The 15832-nt window shown below is 66.0% G+C and carries 14 protein-coding genes; 8 read left to right on the top strand and 6 right to left on the bottom strand.

Annotated features, from left to right (window positions below; translation table 11 throughout):
• Positions 1-84: 84 nt before the first annotated feature.
• Genes J4D28_RS22055 through J4D28_RS22040 form a run of 4 tightly spaced genes read right to left on the bottom strand, consistent with a single transcriptional unit; the run spans position 85 to position 3636 of the window.
• The gene (locus tag J4D28_RS22055; protein WP_009047457.1) at positions 85-1347 is read right to left on the bottom strand and encodes an FAD/NAD(P)-binding oxidoreductase; all 1263 of its coding nucleotides are present in this window, start codon (positions 1345-1347) and stop codon (positions 85-87) included.
• Positions 1344-1577 (bottom strand): (2Fe-2S)-binding protein, encoded by a 234-nt coding sequence (locus tag J4D28_RS22050; protein WP_009047458.1) that lies wholly within the window; start codon positions 1575-1577, stop codon positions 1344-1346. Before J4D28_RS22050 ends, J4D28_RS22055 begins: the two co-directional genes overlap by 4 nt.
• The gene (locus J4D28_RS22045; protein ID WP_009047459.1) at positions 1574-2707 is read right to left on the bottom strand and encodes an FAD-binding oxidoreductase; all 1134 of its coding nucleotides are present in this window, start codon (positions 2705-2707) and stop codon (positions 1574-1576) included. The genes J4D28_RS22050 and J4D28_RS22045 overlap by 4 nt, the downstream gene beginning before the upstream one ends.
• On the bottom strand, positions 2704-3636 hold the full coding sequence (locus tag J4D28_RS22040; RefSeq protein ID WP_009047460.1) for a 4-hydroxyproline epimerase: 933 nt from the start codon (positions 3634-3636) through the stop codon (positions 2704-2706). The genes J4D28_RS22045 and J4D28_RS22040 overlap by 4 nt, the downstream gene beginning before the upstream one ends.
• 475 nt (positions 3637-4111) lie before the next feature.
• On the opposite strand from J4D28_RS22040, the gene J4D28_RS22035 reads away from it, so the two are divergent.
• The 6 genes from J4D28_RS22035 (at position 4112) to J4D28_RS22010 (ending at position 10814) form a co-directional block, all read left to right on the top strand.
• On the top strand, positions 4112-5032 hold the full coding sequence (locus J4D28_RS22035) for a dihydrodipicolinate synthase family protein (protein WP_009047461.1): 921 nt from the start codon (positions 4112-4114) through the stop codon (positions 5030-5032).
• A gap of 172 nt (positions 5033-5204) precedes the next feature.
• Positions 5205-6773: an APC family permease gene (locus J4D28_RS22030; protein WP_103331533.1), complete on the top strand. Its 1569-nt coding sequence runs from the start codon at positions 5205-5207 to the stop codon at positions 6771-6773.
• Positions 6774-6808: 35 nt separating this feature from the next.
• Positions 6809-8383: an aldehyde dehydrogenase (NADP(+)) gene (locus tag J4D28_RS22025; protein WP_103331532.1), complete on the top strand. Its 1575-nt coding sequence runs from the start codon at positions 6809-6811 to the stop codon at positions 8381-8383.
• A 133-nt stretch (positions 8384-8516) separates the two neighbouring features.
• Positions 8517-9530 (top strand): Ldh family oxidoreductase, encoded by a 1014-nt coding sequence (locus tag J4D28_RS22020; protein WP_009047464.1) that lies wholly within the window; start codon positions 8517-8519, stop codon positions 9528-9530.
• 229 nt (positions 9531-9759) lie between these two features.
• Positions 9760-10290 carry a GNAT family N-acetyltransferase gene (locus J4D28_RS22015; RefSeq protein ID WP_009047465.1) on the top strand — a complete coding sequence of 177 codons (531 nt, stop codon included), beginning with the start codon at positions 9760-9762 and terminating at the stop codon, positions 10288-10290.
• A 182-nt stretch (positions 10291-10472) separates the two neighbouring features.
• Complete coding sequence (locus tag J4D28_RS22010) at positions 10473-10814, top strand: YXWGXW repeat-containing protein (RefSeq protein WP_009047466.1); 342 nt, start codon at positions 10473-10475, stop codon at positions 10812-10814.
• A gap of 177 nt (positions 10815-10991) precedes the next feature.
• On the opposite strand, the gene J4D28_RS22005 is transcribed toward J4D28_RS22010, so the two are convergent.
• A complete protein-coding gene (locus J4D28_RS22005) occupies positions 10992-11654 on the bottom strand; it encodes an NADPH-dependent F420 reductase (RefSeq protein WP_009047467.1) in 663 nt (220 codons plus the stop codon).
• Positions 11655-11756: 102 nt separating this feature from the next.
• On the opposite strand from J4D28_RS22005, the gene J4D28_RS22000 reads away from it, so the two are divergent.
• Together J4D28_RS22000 and J4D28_RS21995 are read left to right on the top strand one after the other, a co-directional pair.
• Positions 11757-12647, top strand: a complete 891-nt coding sequence (locus tag J4D28_RS22000; protein ID WP_103331539.1) for a LysR family transcriptional regulator — start codon at positions 11757-11759, stop codon at positions 12645-12647.
• 234 nt (positions 12648-12881) lie between these two features.
• A complete protein-coding gene (locus tag J4D28_RS21995) occupies positions 12882-14660 on the top strand; it encodes a bifunctional diguanylate cyclase/phosphodiesterase (RefSeq protein ID WP_009047469.1) in 1779 nt (592 codons plus the stop codon).
• Positions 14661-14693: 33 nt separating this feature from the next.
• On the opposite strand, the gene J4D28_RS21990 is transcribed toward J4D28_RS21995, so the two are convergent.
• The gene (locus J4D28_RS21990; RefSeq protein WP_103331531.1) at positions 14694-15608 is read right to left on the bottom strand and encodes an SGNH/GDSL hydrolase family protein; all 915 of its coding nucleotides are present in this window, start codon (positions 15606-15608) and stop codon (positions 14694-14696) included.
• Between the last annotated feature and the right edge of the window lie 224 nt (positions 15609-15832).

Raw genomic sequence — 15832 nt, 5'->3', positions numbered from 1 at the left:
CGCGCCCCGCGACTTCGGGTCTACTGGCTCATCCTTGAATCCCACGGCGCCGTTGGCGGGCGGCCAGCGGCAACGGTCTGCTCGTCACTTCGCGCCGGGCGTCGACTCCATCAGCAAGGTCTCGATCCGCGCCGGCACCAGGGGCGCTCGTGGTGTCGGTACGGTCCAGCCGAACAGGGCCTGTGCCGCCGTGGCGCAAACCCGCCCCTGGCAGGCACCCATGCCGCAGCGGCTGTGCAGTTTGGCCTCGCTCCAGCCTGCTTCGCCAGCCACGGCGGCGTAGGGCACATCCTCGCAGCGGCACAGCAGCGTATCAGCTCGCGCCAGGCGCAGAAGCGCCGGTTGCAGGGCGAAGGTTTCACTCACTCGCTCGGCGAACGCCTGCCAATGGGCTCGGCGCTGGATCAGCGCGGTGGCCTCCCGGGCCTGCCCGCTGGCGGCCAGTCCGGCGATCTCGCCTTCGACCCTCGCCAGTTCGCTGCCGCCGACCCCGGTGCATTCGCCGGCCGCGTAGACCTGCGGGAGGCTGGTGCCCTGGTAAGGGTCCACCGCGATGGCATTGGCCTGTAGCTGGCAACCGAGATGGCTAGCCAGGGTGGTGTTGGGCACCAGCCCGAACCCGCAGGCGAGACGTTCGCAGGGGATTTCCCGCACCTGTTCGCCCTGCTGGATGCGCACCGCTTCCAGGCGATCGTCGCCCAGTGCTTCGAGCACATGGGCGTTGCAGCGATAGGAAGTGGTGGCCAGCCCGACGGCCTGGCCGAGCTTGGCCGGCCAGCGCCAGAGCCCGGCGGTGAATGTCGCCAGCGCGGGCAACGGGGCCTGTTCCAGGACCGCCTCGACCCGGGCACCAACTTGACGGGCGGTGGCGGCGCTGGCCAGCAGCAACGGCCCGCTGCCGGCGATAACCACCCGCTCGCCGGCCACGGCCAGGCCGTTTTTCAGTAGCGCCTGCAAGGCCCCGGCGCCTGTCACTCCGGGCAAGGTCCAGCCGGGGAAGGGCAGCAGCAGTTCGCGGGCGCCGCAGCACAGAATCAGGCTCTGGTAGTGGACCAGCAGAGCCTGCTCGGCATCTTCCAGCAGCAGGGCATTGGCACCAGCGCCGGCCACCACCCGGGTGCCCGGCAGGTAGCGCAGCCGCGAGTGTTGCAGCACCTGCAAGGCTTCGCGGGCGATACCGGGGAGCGTGACGCCGGGCCCGTTGCGCCAGATCTGGCCGCCGGGGCGTGGGTTGTCGTCGAGCAGGACGATGGAGAGCTCGCTACGGCTCGCCGCTCGGGCTGCCGCGAGGCCGGCCGGGCCACCGCCGACGATCAGGATGTCGCAGGTCAGGCGTTGTTGGCTCATGGCGTGCGCTCCACGTGCATGCCTTCGCGGCACAGGGTCTGGCAGGCAAGTTGGCGCCGGCCGTCGATGGTCATGCGGCACTCCTGGCAGATGCCCATGCCGCAGAAGGGCGCCCGGGGCTGGCCGCTGCAGGAGGTTCGGGTACGTGGGTCGCCGCTGGCGGCGATGGCCGCGGCGACGCTCAGGCCATCGCGCACGGTCAGCGTCTGACGGTCCAGGTAGATGATCATGGGGCGCTTCCTGTCAGGGTGGCGGTCAGCTCGGCGAAGCGTTCGGGGCGATAGGCATGGGCATCGATATCCGGCCGTTCGCCGAGCATCAGGCTGGTCAACAGCCGGCCACTGCCGGGGGCGGTGGTGACGCCCAGGCCTTCATGACCGACCGCCAGCCACAGGCCGGTGTATCGCGGGTGTTCGCCAAGGATCGGCAGGCCGTCCGGGGTGGCGGCGCGAAAGCCGGTCCAGGCGCGGATGCCGTTCAGTTGCGCCAGCCCCGGCAGATAGGCCACGGCCCGTTGCAGCATCGGCCGCAGCACCTCGGGCTCGATGGCCGGGTCGAGAGTGTCGAACTGCCGGGACGAGCCGATCAGCAATTGCCCGGTCGGCCGTGGCTGCACATTGAACGCCACCGAGGTGCCGTTGCTGGCGTGGGCGCTGGCGGCGTAGCCCAGCTCCACCAGTTGGTGGGACACCTGTCGGGGGTAACGATCGGTGATCAGCAAGTGGCCCTTCTTCGGCCGCAGCGGCAACTCCGGCAGCAGGCTGCTGGCCGCCAGACCGTTGGCCAGCACCACGTACTCGGCGCGCAGCACACGGCCGTCATCCAGCTCCACGCGCTGGGCGGCGATGGCGCTGACCCTGGCCCGCTCGCAACTGATCCCCGGTGTGTTGTGCAACAGCCAATGGGCCGTGGCCGGGGCGTAGAGAATGCCGTCGCCGGGAATCTTCAGGGCGCCGCCAAGACCTTTGCGCAACATGGGTTCGAGTTCGGCCAGGGTTGCGCTGTCGAGCAATTCGCCCGCCACGCCGTGCTGGGCCAGGTTGATTTGCTTGGCCCGGGCCAGGTCCATTTCCGCCGGGTCCGCGGCCAGCCACAGGGTGCCGCAATTGCGGTAGGCGCAGGCGGCCGGCAGGTGCGCGCGCAGCTGGTTCCACAGGCCGATGGAGTAGTGACTCAGCGCCAGTTCGGCGGGGTTGTCGTCCATCGCCACCAGGTGGCCCATGCCCGCGCCGGTGGCGCCGCCGCTGGCGTTGTCGAGCACCCGCACCCGCAGGCCGCGGCGGGCCATTTCGTGGGCGCAGGCGGCCCCGACTATGCCGCCGCCAATCAGCAGTACATCGGCTTCGGCCGGCTCGCTCACGAGAGGATGCCCCAGCCGAAAGGATCGCTGTCTTCGATCAGCAAGGTGGCTTCGGCGCTGATATGGGCGGTGCCGCGAATGGTCGGGATAACCTGCTCGCCCGCTGGCTCGTAGCTGGCGCTGAACTGACTGCCGATCACGCTGGCCTGACACCAGGTCGCCCCGGGCGCCAGCTTGCCGTCGGCGGCCAGGCAGGCCAGCTTGGCGCTGGTGCCGGTGCCGCAGGGGGAGCGGTCGTAGGCCTTGCCGGGGCACAGCACGAAGTTGCGGCTGTCGGCGTGCGGGTCGTCGGCGAACAGCTCGATATGGTCGATCACACCGCCGTCGGCGCCGCTGATGCCGGCGGCCTCCAGGGCTTCGCGCACGGCCCAGCTGTAGTGAGTCAGGGCTTCGACGTTGTCCAGGGCGATGCGCTGGCCATGCTCGCTGATCAGGAAGAACCAGTTGCCGCCCCAGGCGATATCGCCGCGGACGGGGCTGTGGCCGGGCAACTGCAGTTCGACGCCGCTGCGGTAACGGTAGGCCGGCACGTTGCGCACGCTGACCGAGAGGTCGTCGTGCAGGGTGGCGCTGACGGTGCCCACCGGGGTTTCGATGCGGTGTACGCCGGGGGCGATGCGGCCCAGGTGATGCAGCGAGCGCACCAGGCCGATGGTGCCGTGGCCGCACATGCCCAGGTAGCCGCTGTTGTTGAAGAAAATCACCCCGGCACAGGCATCCGCCGCCTGGGGTTCGCACAGCAGGGCCCCCACCAGCACGTCGCTGCCCCGCGGTTCCAGCACGCAGGCCGTGCGCCAGCGATCGTGACGCTCTTGCAGGATCGCCAGCCGTTCGGCCATCGAACCGCTGCCCAGGTCGGGAAAGCCGTCGACAACCAGGCGAGTCGGCTCGCCCCCCGTATGTGAATCGATGACGGTTATTTTTTTCATGGCAGCACCTGACGGAAAAGGCCTACAGATTGGCTCGGGAAAGGGCCGCATCGCTTGTGGGTTTTCTCTGCGGCGAATGACGAAATCGGCACAGTGCCGGGGCTCGCCCATCCTGTAGCCGCTGCCGCAGGCTGCGCACGGACGCGCAGCGTCCGCCAGATCGGACGACGTGGTGTGACAGAAAGGTCGGGGATACAGGTTCTGCGTCTGCTGCGCAGCCGATCGCAGCCTCGTACCTCGGCAGCGGCTACAGGCGTGCGGTGCGGCTGCTGGTGCAGGGGATTTCAGGCGGGTCGAAGGAGGGTAGTGCGCAGGCGCAATGGACGGAAAAGGTCTGTGGACGATTGGGCGAATGTGCCGATTTCGTCTTGCTTGAGCGGGAAAAACCTCAAGCTCCTGGGCGGCGAAAGGCGGAATCTGTTTTTCGTTTCCAACGCCTGTCGGCCCGGCCGACTCAACCAACAAGGACAAGACCATGAGCCGTAAAGCCATCCACTGGAGCGGTGTGTTCCCTGCTGTCAGCACCCAGTTCAAAGCTGACTTTTCCCTGGACCTGGACGCCACCCACAGCGTCATGCGCAACCTGGTGGCCGATGGCGTGTCGGGCCTGGTGGTGTGCGGCACCGTGGGCGAAAACACCTCGCTGAGCACCGCGGAAAAACTCTCGGTGATCGAGGTCGCCAAGGACGCCGCCGGCGGCCGCGTACCGGTGATCGCCGGGATCGCCGAGTTCACTACCGAGTTCGCCCGCAACACCGTGCGCGAGGCGGCCAAGGTCGGGGTCGACGGAGTGATGGTCATGCCGGCCCTGGTGTATTCGGCCAAGTCCCATGAAACCGCCGCGCACTTTCGCAGCATCGCCACCGGCACCGACTTGCCGGTGATGGTCTACAACAACCCGCCGATCTACAAAAACGACGTCACCCCGGACGTGCTGATCGCCCTGCAGGACTGCGAAAACATCGTCTGCTTCAAGGATTCCTCCGGCGATACCCGGCGCTTCATCGACCTGCGCAATGCGGTGGGCGACCGCTTCGTGCTGTTCGCCGGCCTGGATGACGTGGTGGTGGAAAGCATCGCTGTCGGCGCCGAAGGCTGGGTCTCCGGCATGTCCAACGCCTTCCCGAAAGAGGGCGAGACCCTGTTCCGCCTGGCCAAGGAAAAACGCTTCGAGGAAGCCCTGGCACTGTACCGCTGGTTCATGCCGCTGCTGCACCTGGATGCGCGTCCGGACCTGGTGCAGTGCATCAAGCTCTGCGAGGAACTGGTCGGTCGCGGCTCCTCTATCACCCGTCCACCCCGCCTGGCCCTGCAGGGCGAGACCCTGGCCGAGGTCAAGGCGATAGTCGCCAAGGCCCTGGCCGAGCGTCCGCAGTTGCCGGACGTCGGTCTGTAAGCCCGCTAACAGGACGCTCCCGCGCGCTGGGTGGCGGGGGCGCCCTGGTCCACGAGAAGAACAATCAGGTACTCGCGCAGTGCCGTGTTTCACCACGTCGGTACCCCGTCCGCGGGAGGCCGGCGCGACATTCGATCTGCCTACTCCAATAACTCAATAAGAAGGCGCGCCTATGTCAGGCCAAGGCAAATTCAAGAAACAGCTCTCTCTGGTTGACCTCACCTTCATCGGCCTGGGGGCGATCTTCGGCTCCGGCTGGTTGTTCGCCGCCAGCCATGTCTCGGCCATCGCCGGGCCGGCGGGGATCTTCTCCTGGCTGCTCGGCGGTTTCGCCGTCCTGCTGCTGGGCATCGTCTATTGCGAACTGGGCGCGGCCTTGCCGCGAGCGGGCGGGGTGGTGCGTTATCCGGTGTTCTCCCACGGGCCGCTGCTGGGCTACCTGATGGGCTTCATCACGCTGATCGCGTTTTCCAGCCTGGTGGCCATTGAAGTGGTGGCGGCGCGGCAATACGCGGCGGCCTGGTTTCCTGGGCTGACCCATGCCGGCAACAGCAATCCGACCATTCTCGGCTGGCTGGTGCAGTTCGCCCTGTTGTGCCTGTTCTTCTGGCTCAACTACTCCAGCGTCAAGACCTTCGCCAAGTCCAACAACCTCATCAGCCTGTTCAAGTTCGTCGTGCCGCTGCTGGTCATCGGCGTGCTGTTCACCTTCTTCAAACCGGACAATTTCCACGTCCAGGGCTTTGCCCCCTTCGGCCTGTCCGGCATCGAAATGGCGGTCTCCGCCGGCGGTATCATCTTCGCCTACCTGGGCCTGACGCCGATCATTTCGGTGGCCAGCGAAGTGCGTAATCCACAGCGCACCATTCCCATCGCATTGATCCTTTCGGTGCTGCTCTCGACCCTGATCTACGGCCTGCTGCAACTGGCGTTCCTCGGCAGCATTCCCACCGACATGCTGGCCAACGGCTGGAGCAGCATCAGCAAGGAATTCTCCCTGCCGTACCGCGACATCGCCCTGACCCTGGGCGTCGGCTGGCTGGCCTATCTGGTGGTGGCGGACGCGGTGATTTCCCCCAGCGGCTGCGGCAACATCTACATGAACGCCACGCCACGGGTGGTCTACGGCTGGGCGAAGACCGGGACCTTCTTCAAGATCTTCACCCGCATCGACGAGCAGTCCGGCATCCCGCGCCCGGCGCTGTGGCTGACCTTCGGCCTGTCGGTGTTCTGGACCTTGCCGTTCCCGTCCTGGGAGGCGCTGATCAATGTGGTGTCGGCGGCCCTGGTGCTCAGTTATGCGATTGCCCCGATCAGCGTGGCGGCGCTGCGCAAGAGCGCGCCGGACCTGCCGCGGCCGTTCCGGGTCAGCGGCTTCGGCCTGCTGGGGCCGGTGTCCTTTGTCATCGCCGCGCTGATCGTCTACTGGTCCGGCTGGGGCACGGTGTCCTGGCTGCTGGGCCTGCAGATCCTGATGTTCGTCATCTACCTGGGCTGCAAGCGCCTGGTGCCCACCGACCACCTGAGCCTCAGCGAACAGGTGCGCTCGTCCCTGTGGCTGATCGCCTTTTACGCCCTGACCATGGTCATTTCCTACCTGGGCAGCTTCGGCGGTATCGGCACCCTCACTCACCCTTACGACACCCTGGCCGTCACGGTCATGGCCCTGTGCATCTACTACTGGGGCGCCAATACCGGGGTGCCGTCCAGCAAGCTGGTGCTGGAAGGGGAAGACGAATGACCGCTGTTCATACCATCTATTCGGAGAGGTAACTCATGCCTGTAACAGGACAACTGCTGATCGGCCAAGCCCGCGTGCGTGGCAGCCACGGCGAAGTGCATGCGCTGGCCGCCGCCACTGGCGAGGCCCTGGCGCCGAGTTTTGGCGGCGCCGGCCCGAATGACCTGGAGCGCGCCTGCGCCCTGGCCGAAGCGGCATTCGACCGCTATCGGGAAACCAGCCTGGAACAACGGGCGGCGTTCCTCGAGAGCATCGCCAGCAACATCCTCGCCCTCGGCGACGAGCTGATCGAGCGCTGCATGAGCGAGACCGGCCTGCCTCGTGCCCGCCTGGAAGGCGAGCGCGGGCGCACAGTCGGCCAACTGCGTTTGTTCGCGGTGGTGGTGCGCGACGGCAGTTTCCTGGAGGCGCGCATCGACCCGGCCCAGCCGGAGCGCCAGCCCTTGCCCAAGGTGGATCTGCGCCTGCGTCAGATCGCCATCGGGCCGGTGGCGGTGTTCGGTGCCTCGAACTTCCCCCTGGCGTTTTCCGTGGCCGGTGGCGACACCGCCTCGGCGCTGGCCGCCGGTTGCCCGGTGGTGGTCAAGGCGCATTCGGCGCACCCCGGCACTTCGGAACTGGTAGGGCAGGCGATCCAGCAGGCGGTGCACAGCCATGGGTTACCGGAAGGAGTGTTCTCGCTGCTGTTCGATTCCGGCCGCAGCATTGGCCAGGGGCTGGTGGCGGACAGTCGGATCAAGGCCGTGGGTTTTACCGGTTCGCGCGGCGGCGGGGTGGCGCTGATGAAGATCGCCGCGGCCCGCGAGGAGCCGATTCCGGTCTATGCCGAGATGAGTTCGATCAACCCGGTGCTGCTGTTGGCCAATGCGCTGGCCGAGCGGGGCGAAGCCATCGCCAAGGCCTTTGTCGGCTCCCTGACCCTGGGCGCCGGCCAGTTCTGCACCAACCCGGGGGTGATCCTCGCCGTCGACAGCCCGGCGCTGCGGGCATTCGAAGCCGCGGCGGCCGCGGCGCTCAAGGTGGCGCCGGCGCAGACCATGCTGACGCCAGGCATTCACGCCAGCTACTGCCAGGGTGTCGAGCGGCTGCTGCGGCATGCCGAGGTGGACTGCCTGGGGCAGGGCGGCGAGGGCGAGCGTTATCAGGCCCGGGCCGCGCTGTTCGCCACGTCGGCGGCGGCCTTTATGGCCCGCGCTGCGCTGCGCGAAGAAGTCTTTGGCCCGGCCTCGTTGCTCGTGCGCTGCACTGATGCGGCCCAGATGAAGGCGCTGCTGGCGAGCCTGGAAGGTCAACTGACCATCGCCCTGCACCTGAGTGACGACGACCATCCGCAAGCCCGGGAACTGCTGCCGTTGCTGGAGCGAAAGGCCGGCCGCCTGCTGGTCAACGGTTTTGGCACTGGTGTCGAAGTCGGCCATGCCATGGTCCACGGCGGGCCGTTCCCCGCCACCTCGGACACGCGCACCACTTCGGTGGGCAGCCTGGCGATCCAGCGTTTCCTGCGCCCGGTGTCCTATCAGGATTTGCCGCAAGCACTGTTGCCGCAGGCCCTGCGCAGCGACAACCCCTGGCAGGTTCCGCTGCGCCTCAACGGTGAGCGGCCGCGTTGAGAGTCTGTAGCCGCTGCCGAAGGTTCGGGCTGCGTTCGGACGATAAGGCCGCAGGCCTTCGGCGATCTCACCTTCAACCCAATAGGGTCGGGTTTCCCCGGTCTTGACTGTCGCCACCGGACCAGGAGTCCCTATGTCCGATCTCGTTACCCTTTCCCTTGCCGAAGTCCAGGCACTATCCCTCAAAGTCCTGACCCGCCACGGCCTGTCCGATGCCCATGCCCGGGCTATTGCCGAGGTCATCACCCAGGGGCAGCGCGACGAGTGCCACTCCCACGGGGTGTATCGCCTGCTGGGCTGTGTGCGTTCCGTGCGCGAGGGCCAGGTCGATCCGCTGGCCGAACCGAGCCTGCGGTCTATTTCCGCGGGCGTGCTGGAGGTGGATGCGCACTACGGCTATTCCTTGCTGGCGTTCCAGACCGGCTTGCCGTTGCTGGCGGAAAAGGCCCGCAGCCAGGGGCTCGCGGCCATGGCGATCAAGCGCTGCTTCCACTTCTCGGCGCTGTGGCCGGAGGTCGAGGCGATTGCCGCCGAAGGGCTGGTGGGCATCGCCATGAACCCCAGCCACAGCTGGGTGGCGCCGGCCGGTGGCAGCAAGCCGGTGTTCGGCACCAACCCCCTGGCCTTCGCCTGGCCACGGCCGTCGGGCCAGCCGTTCGTGTTCGACTTCGCCACCAGCGCCATCGCCCGCGGCGATATCGAACTGCACGCGCGCCAAGGCAAAGCCATCCCCGAACATTGGGCCATCGACGCCCAGGGCCAGCCCACCACGGACGCCAAGGCGGCCCTGCAAGGCGCCATGCAAACCTTCGGCGGGCACAAGGGGTCAGCCCTGGCGGCGATGATCGAACTGCTGGCCGGCGCGCTGATCGGCGACCTCACCAGCGCCGAGTCCATGGCCTTCGACGCCGGCGTCGGCGCCGCGCCTTGCCATGGTGAACTGATCCTGGCGTTCGACCCCAAAGTGTTCTTGGGCGAGGACTATCAGAAAGGCTTGGCGCGCGCCGAAGGGCTGTTCGCGGCCATCACCGAGCAAGGCGCGCGGCTGCCGTCGCAGCGGCGTTTCGAGGCCAGGGCGCGCAGCACGCAACACGGCGTGCAGATTCCGCTCGCGCTGTTCAACGATATCCAGGCGCTGTTGGCGTAGTAACCACGATTCCGTGTAGGAGCGAGGCTTGCCCGCGATGGCGTCGCAGGCCTTCAGAAAGGGGTTGCTGCCTGGAACAGGGTGGTGGCCTGTGGTGGCGAGCAAGCTTCGCTCCTACAGCTGTCTGCGTGTCAGGGGGCGGTTCTGCTACGGATATCCGGCGATGCCGACGCCGACCTGCTACTTTCTCTGCGGCATCTTTCCATCGATGAATACGGATATCCAGTTGATGAACCACCACTTCGAAACCCCCCACCTGCTGCTGCGCCCGCGCACCCTCGAACACTTCGATGCATGCATCGCCATGGACCTCGATCCGCACGTCACTCGTTACCTTCCCGGCCCCTGGGACGGTGGCGAGGAGCACCGCGATTTTGTGCGTTCGCGTATCGAGCGCGATTTTGGTGAGCACTGCGGTTACTGGGTGATCTTTGCCAAGTCCGCGCCGGAGGAGTTTCTCGGCTGGGTGTCGTTCATTCCCTACGAGGCCGTCGGCCCCGAGTTGGAAATGGGCTGGCGCCTGGTGCGGCGGGCGTGGGGCAAGGGGGTTGCGTCCGAGGCGGCGGGGCGCATCGTCGAGCATGCCTTTCTCGGCGCTGGAGTCGAACGCATCGTCGCCGATGCCCATGCCTTGAACCAGGCGTCGTTGGCGGTGGCGCGCAAAGTGGGTTTTCGTTTTGTGCGCGACGGTGAGTTCGAAGGCTTGCCGAGCAAGTTCTTCGAGATGACCCGGGCGGATTTCGACGCTCGACGACCTTGATCTACCGCCGCTGACTGGCCGTTTGTCGCCACCCCGCTGTCGCGGTCTGCCTGCCGCTACCAGGTTCAGCAAGCAGACAGTTTCGAGCTGTTAAAACATTCCGTACGCCTGGCAGGAGCCGGGTAGTTGCAGGGGGCGTTGTCAGCAGTTCAAACGTCGGCGTCAAGCGCCGGGGAGGCAGCATGTTGTTACGTTACACGGCTCTGATGGCGGTGGTCGTAGTGGCCTCCGGGTGCGTGCAGGAACGGGTGGTGCATGAGCGGCGGGTGGTCGAACGCGCGGCGCCGGTGGAGTACACCGAGGTGGTTGCGTCGCAGCCACCGCCGGTGCGGGTCATCGAAGTCGAGCCCATGCATCGCCCGGGTTATGTCTGGTCCCGGGCTTACTGGCACTGGGATGGCCGGCAGTATGTGGCGGTCCATGGCCACTGGGAGCCGTTGCGCCCCGGGTACCATTATGTGCACCCGTTCTGGGAGCGTCGCGGCGATGGCTGGCACCTGCATGCGGGTGGCTGGGCCAGTTGAGCGAGAATAGCCCCAGCTATAAAAGCGAAGGTAATCCGTTGTAGGAGCGAGGCTTGCCCGCGATGGACTTGAGAGCGCCGCGTTTACCCAGTAGATGCGCGTTATCGTTAGCAACCATCGCGAGCAAGCTTCGCTCCTACCCTTTCTTTGACTGATCGACATCAAATGCTGCTGGCGTTAGGAGCGCCACCAGCCTTCGGGCAGTTCGACCTCGCGTTGCGCCTGCGCCAGGGCCGCGCGCAGCCCCGGTTTATCCAGCGGGATGCAGTAGGCCGGTTTGGCCCGTTCGAAGCGCCAGCTGTCCGCCAGGCCGCCACCATCGACAGCGTCGAAACCCAGTTCGTCGAGCAATTGCACGACCTGCGCCTTGGCCTGCGGATCGTCGCCGGCAATCGGCAGGGCCCGACGATCGGCAGCACCGCCAGGGCGGGCGTCGGTCAGCAGGTCCTGGGCGAGGATGGCATTGAACACCTTCACCACCCTGGCGCCTTCGAAGTGCTCGGCGAGCAGTTGGCTGGTGGTGGTTTCGAAGCGGTCCAGGGCCTCGATATAGCCGTCGCGATCCGGGTAATAGTTGTTGGCATCCAGCACCGTCTTGCCGGCCAGCAGGGCCGCGGGGAGGCTGCGGTAGTGGGCCAGCGGAATGGCCACCAGCACCAGCTCGCCGAACTGCACGGCGTCTTCGACGCTGCCGATGCGGCTGCCGCGAATGCCGCTGGCCACGCTGCTCATGGTCTGCGGGCCGCGGGAGTTGCTGAGCAGCACCTCATGTCCCGCCGCCAGGGCCAGTTGCGCCACGGCGCGCCCGATAAAACCTGCTCCGATAATGCCGATACGCATGTCCATGCTCCGTTGAAAGGGTCGAGCGGCTATGATGATTCGCCACTCAATGGCGATAAATAAGCATCTGGTACTGGGTCTCGTTACTGGGAGTGTTGAATGATGGATCGCCTGACCAGCATGGAGGCCTTTGTCGCGGCTGCCGAAAGCGGTTCCTACGCCCGTGCGGCGATCCGCCTGGGGCTGTCGCCGCAGATGGTTGCCAAGCATGTCGCGGCGCTGGAGCAGCGGCTGGGCGCGCGCCTGCTTAACCGCACCACGCGCCGGCAAAGCCTGACCGAGCTGGGCAGTGCCTATCTCGAGCGCTGCAAACACATCCTCGGCGAGGCCCAGGCCGCCGATTCCCTGGCGCAGATCATGAACGCCACGCCCCGGGGCAAACTGCGTATCAGCGCGCCGGTGACCTTCGGCTCCTACAGCCTCATGCCGTTCGTGACGGCGTTTTTGCGCGAGCATCCGGAGGTGGAAATCGACCTGCACCTCACCGATCGCTACATCGACCTGGTGGAGGAGGGCTACGAGGCAGCCTTTCGTATCGGGCCACTGGCCGACTCCAGCCTCACCGCCAGGCCGCTGGCGCCCTATCGGCTGATCGCCTGCGCGGCGCCTGCCTACCTCGCCGCCCGGGGCACGCCACGGGTGCCGGCCGATCTCGAACAGCATGAGTGCCTGGGGTACGTCTACTGGTCGCGGCCGGCGGACCACCAATGGCAGTTCCGCCGCGCCGGCCAGGTGCATGAGGTTCAGGTGCGCAGCCGCTTGCAGGTCAACGAGAGCAGGGCCCTGCTGTCGGCGGCCGTGGATGGCTTCGGCATCGTCCTGGGGCCGGCGGATTTTCTCGAACCGGCGCGGGCCGCGGGGGAGTTGGTGCAGTTGCTACCCGGCTATGAGGCGCCGAGCCGCGCCATGCATCTGCTGTACCGGCCGGATCGGCGGATGACCGCCAAGCTGCGGCACTTCATCGATGCGGCTATCGCACGTTTTGGCGCCTGAGATCAGCGCCGAAAACCGTCAAAGCGCTCTAGACCGAAGGTCTTGAGAACCGCACTTTTTTGTAACCGATACCGTTCGTCCGACGGATGGGTTTGGCAAGCGCCTGCCCGTCAGTCATTCTGGAGGGCGATGTCCTAATGCCACTATCGCATTCAAGGTCGTCGCGTCCCTCCAGCCTCCCTGCGAATAGGTTGTTTATTGTGATGATCGCGTTATCCCGGCCCGAGGTTGTGTATGCCCGATAAGGCGATTGCCGAGGAGCGGCGCCTGGCCGCCCTGCATGCCCTGGAGTTGCTGGACACCGCCAGTTGCGAGAATTTCGACCGGATCTGCCGCATGGCGGCCGAGTACTTCAAGGTGCCGACCGCCTTGATCAGCCTGGTGGATCGCGATCGCCAGTGGTTCAAGTCGCGGGTGGGGTTCGATCAGCCGCAGACCCCCATCAGCCAGTCATTCTGTGTCTTCACGGTGCAAGGCCGTGAGGTGCTGGAGGTGCGCAACGCGGCGCTCGATCCGCGCTTTTGCGACAACCCGCTGGTGACCCGGGACCAAGGCATCCGCTTTTACGCCGGGGCGCCGCTGTTGACCTCCTCCGGTTATGCCATCGGCAGCCTGTGCATCATCGACAAGGTCGAGCAGCAGTTGAGCATCGTCGAACGCCAGCAGTTGCGGGACATGGCGGCGATGGTCATGGAGCAGGTCGAGCAGCGCCAGCGCCTGCGGCGTCGCGACCCGGTCAGCGGCCTGGCCAATCGCGAGCAGTTCCAGGGCGACCTGCGGGATCTGGCCGAGCATCACCTCGGCGAAAAGCGCGTGCTGGTGTTGATCGATGCCCTGGACATGAAGGTCGCCCACGAATTGACCCTGGCCCTGGGGCTGGCACCTTTCGAGACCATCATCCGTTTTCTCGCGCTGCGCCTGCAGGAGTACCTGGGGCGGCATGTGCGGGTCTATCACGTGTCGGTCAAGCGCTTCGGTTTCCTGCTGCCGGCGCCGGCCGAAGGACTCGACAAGTTGCTCGATGCCCTGGTCAGTCGCCTGCGCCGCCAGCCGCCCGGGCTGGGGTTTCCTATGATTCCCACGGTCTGCGCCGGAACCGTGGAGTTCAAGATCGATACCCAGTCGGTGGACGATGCCTTGCGCAAGGCCATGTTCGCCCTGGAGCTGGCCATGGCCAGGCGCAGCTTCTGGGCGCACTACGATGCCGGGCGCGATCATGCCCAGCGCCGTGCGTTCAACCTGGCCTCGGACCTCAACGATGCCTTGCGCAGTGGCCAGATCTACCTGATGTTCCAGCCACGCTTCGCCCTGCCCGACGGGGCCCAGGTGAGTGCCGAAGCCTTGCTGCGCTGGGAACATCCGTGGTTGGGGCCGATCTCGCCCGCCGAGTTCATTCCGGTGATGGAGCGCAATGGCCTGATTCATCAGGTGACCCGCTGGGTCATCGACACGGTGCTGAGCAAGCTGCACACCTGGAGCCTGCCCGAGAGCAGCAAGCTGTCGATCAATCTGTCGCCCAAGGATTTCGAGGACCAGGATATCGCCGAGCTGATCCGTCGCGCCTGCGAGCTGCATCGCATCGACCCGCGGCGGCTTGAAGTGGAGATCACCGAAGGCGAGTGGCTGCGTTCCAACCCGAATGTCCTGGCGCAGCTGACCCGCATCCGCGAGTTGGGCATGGATGTGGCCATCGATGATTTCGGCACTGGCTACAGCAACTTCGCCTACCTGCATCAGATCCCGGCCAATGTGGTGAAACTCGATAAGTCGATGATCACCGACCTGGAACGCAACACCCAGCACCAGAAGATCACCCGCTCGATCATCAGCCTGGCCCGCGAACTGGGTTATCGCACCGTGGCCGAGGGTATCGAGAGTTTCAAATGTCTGCAGATGCTGTACGCGTTCGGTTGCGATGAGGCCCAGGGCTATTTCCTCGCCCGGCCGATGTTGCAGGAGCGCTTCCTGGCCTGGAGCGGGGCGAATCGTTTTCCGTTGCAGTCCTGCGTCTAGGGCAGGGCTGCTGCTCATCGATGAGGCTGTGGCTTAGTGGGCCTGGCCGAGGGCCTTGGCCATGGCTTCCCCCACCAGGGCATGAACCTTGCGGGTCGGGTGCCATTCATCCCAATAGAAATATTCGTCTGGATGGGCGCATGCCGGCTTCACCTCGGGGTAGGTCGGCTGGCACGGCTGGTCGAGCTGGGTCAGGCCCTGTTCGCCAGGCTGGCGGCGCAGCTGGTCGCTGAAGGCGATGTGGTCGAAGTAGGTGATTTGTACATCGAGCTTTTTGCTCTCGGCCACCAGCAGCGGCGGCAGTTGCCGTTCAAGTATCTGCTGATAGCGCAGCGCCGGTTCGCGCTGCCCGCTGGCCACCACTGCCGGAGCATGGCTCAGGTCGGTGCTGCCGATTACCAGGAAATGCCTGGCCCCGGCCTTGGCCAGGCGGCTGACGGCGTTCTGGATATGACCGATGCTGCTGGCGGCCAATTCGTCGATCGGCTCCTGGTGGCCGAAGTCGGCGTGCTCGAAAAAGTCGTTGGCGCTGATGAAAATGAAGTACAGCGCGCGTGGATCGGCCTGGCCTTTGGTGTTGGCCAGGTAGTCGTCGATTTGCCCGCTCACTCCTGTGTCACGGTACGCAGTCATCCAGGCGTAGTAATTGTTCCGGCCGCTTTTCGCGCCGCCAACGGCGTGGTCGGTGAGGGGCAGTTGCAGGCTTTTGGCAAGCACTTCGACGGCAGTCGGACCGTTGCTCCAGCGGCCTTGCCAGTACAGTTCGCCGGGCAACTGCTGGGCATCCTTGAATTGGCGGGCGAGCATGTCCCGGGTCAAGCGGTCGCTGGCGCCGTTGTCGGAATAGCTGTCGCCAAAGGCGTAGAGATGATCGAACGAAGGGCCGGCCAGACAGCTGCCGGCGACCAGTGAAAGTGCGAGCAAGGGAGCGAGCAGGATCTGGCGCATGGTCGGTCTCTACGGTGAAAGGCGAGGGCCCATCGTAGAAGTTTCGAGCGCTGCCGATGCACCGGATGCGACCTGGGCGTAGCCGTACTCGTCCGCGCGTGCCTGTGGGCGACCTGTACGACTAAAGTCTCACCGCGGCGAACGGGCGAGCAGGGCCTCGACCTTTTGCCCGAACGCCAGGGCGGTTTCAAATACCGAATGGACGTGTGTATTTGCCGGGCAAT

It is taken from the genome of Pseudomonas sp. GW531-T4, assembly GCF_017349615.1.
GTDB lineage: Bacteria > Pseudomonadota > Gammaproteobacteria > Pseudomonadales > Pseudomonadaceae > Aquipseudomonas > Aquipseudomonas chlororaphis_I.
The sequence above is the reverse complement of the archived record's forward strand: the minus strand, read 5'-3'. Positions and strand labels throughout refer to the sequence as shown.

Coding starts and splice junctions, on each gene's coding strand:
- J4D28_RS22055 (WP_009047457.1), bottom strand. CDS start 1,347: ATGAGCCAACAACGCCTGACCTGCGACATCCTGATCGTCGGCGGTGGC.
- J4D28_RS22050 (WP_009047458.1), bottom strand. CDS start 1,577: ATGATCATCTACCTGGACCGTCAGACGCTGACCGTGCGCGATGGCCTG.
- J4D28_RS22040 (WP_009047460.1), bottom strand. CDS start 3,636: ATGAAAAAAATAACCGTCATCGATTCACATACGGGGGGCGAGCCGACT.
- J4D28_RS22035 (WP_009047461.1), top strand. CDS start 4,112: ATGAGCCGTAAAGCCATCCACTGGAGCGGTGTGTTCCCTGCTGTCAGC.
- J4D28_RS22030 (WP_103331533.1), top strand. CDS start 5,205: ATGTCAGGCCAAGGCAAATTCAAGAAACAGCTCTCTCTGGTTGACCTC.
- J4D28_RS22025 (WP_103331532.1), top strand. CDS start 6,809: ATGCCTGTAACAGGACAACTGCTGATCGGCCAAGCCCGCGTGCGTGGC.
- J4D28_RS22020 (WP_009047464.1), top strand. CDS start 8,517: ATGTCCGATCTCGTTACCCTTTCCCTTGCCGAAGTCCAGGCACTATCC.
- J4D28_RS22015 (WP_009047465.1), top strand. CDS start 9,760: ATGAACCACCACTTCGAAACCCCCCACCTGCTGCTGCGCCCGCGCACC.
- J4D28_RS22010 (WP_009047466.1), top strand. CDS start 10,473: ATGTTGTTACGTTACACGGCTCTGATGGCGGTGGTCGTAGTGGCCTCC.
- J4D28_RS22005 (WP_009047467.1), bottom strand. CDS start 11,654: ATGCGTATCGGCATTATCGGAGCAGGTTTTATCGGGCGCGCCGTGGCG.
- J4D28_RS22000 (WP_103331539.1), top strand. CDS start 11,757: ATGGATCGCCTGACCAGCATGGAGGCCTTTGTCGCGGCTGCCGAAAGC.
- J4D28_RS21995 (WP_009047469.1), top strand. CDS start 12,882: ATGCCCGATAAGGCGATTGCCGAGGAGCGGCGCCTGGCCGCCCTGCAT.
- J4D28_RS21990 (WP_103331531.1), bottom strand. CDS start 15,608: ATGCGCCAGATCCTGCTCGCTCCCTTGCTCGCACTTTCACTGGTCGCC.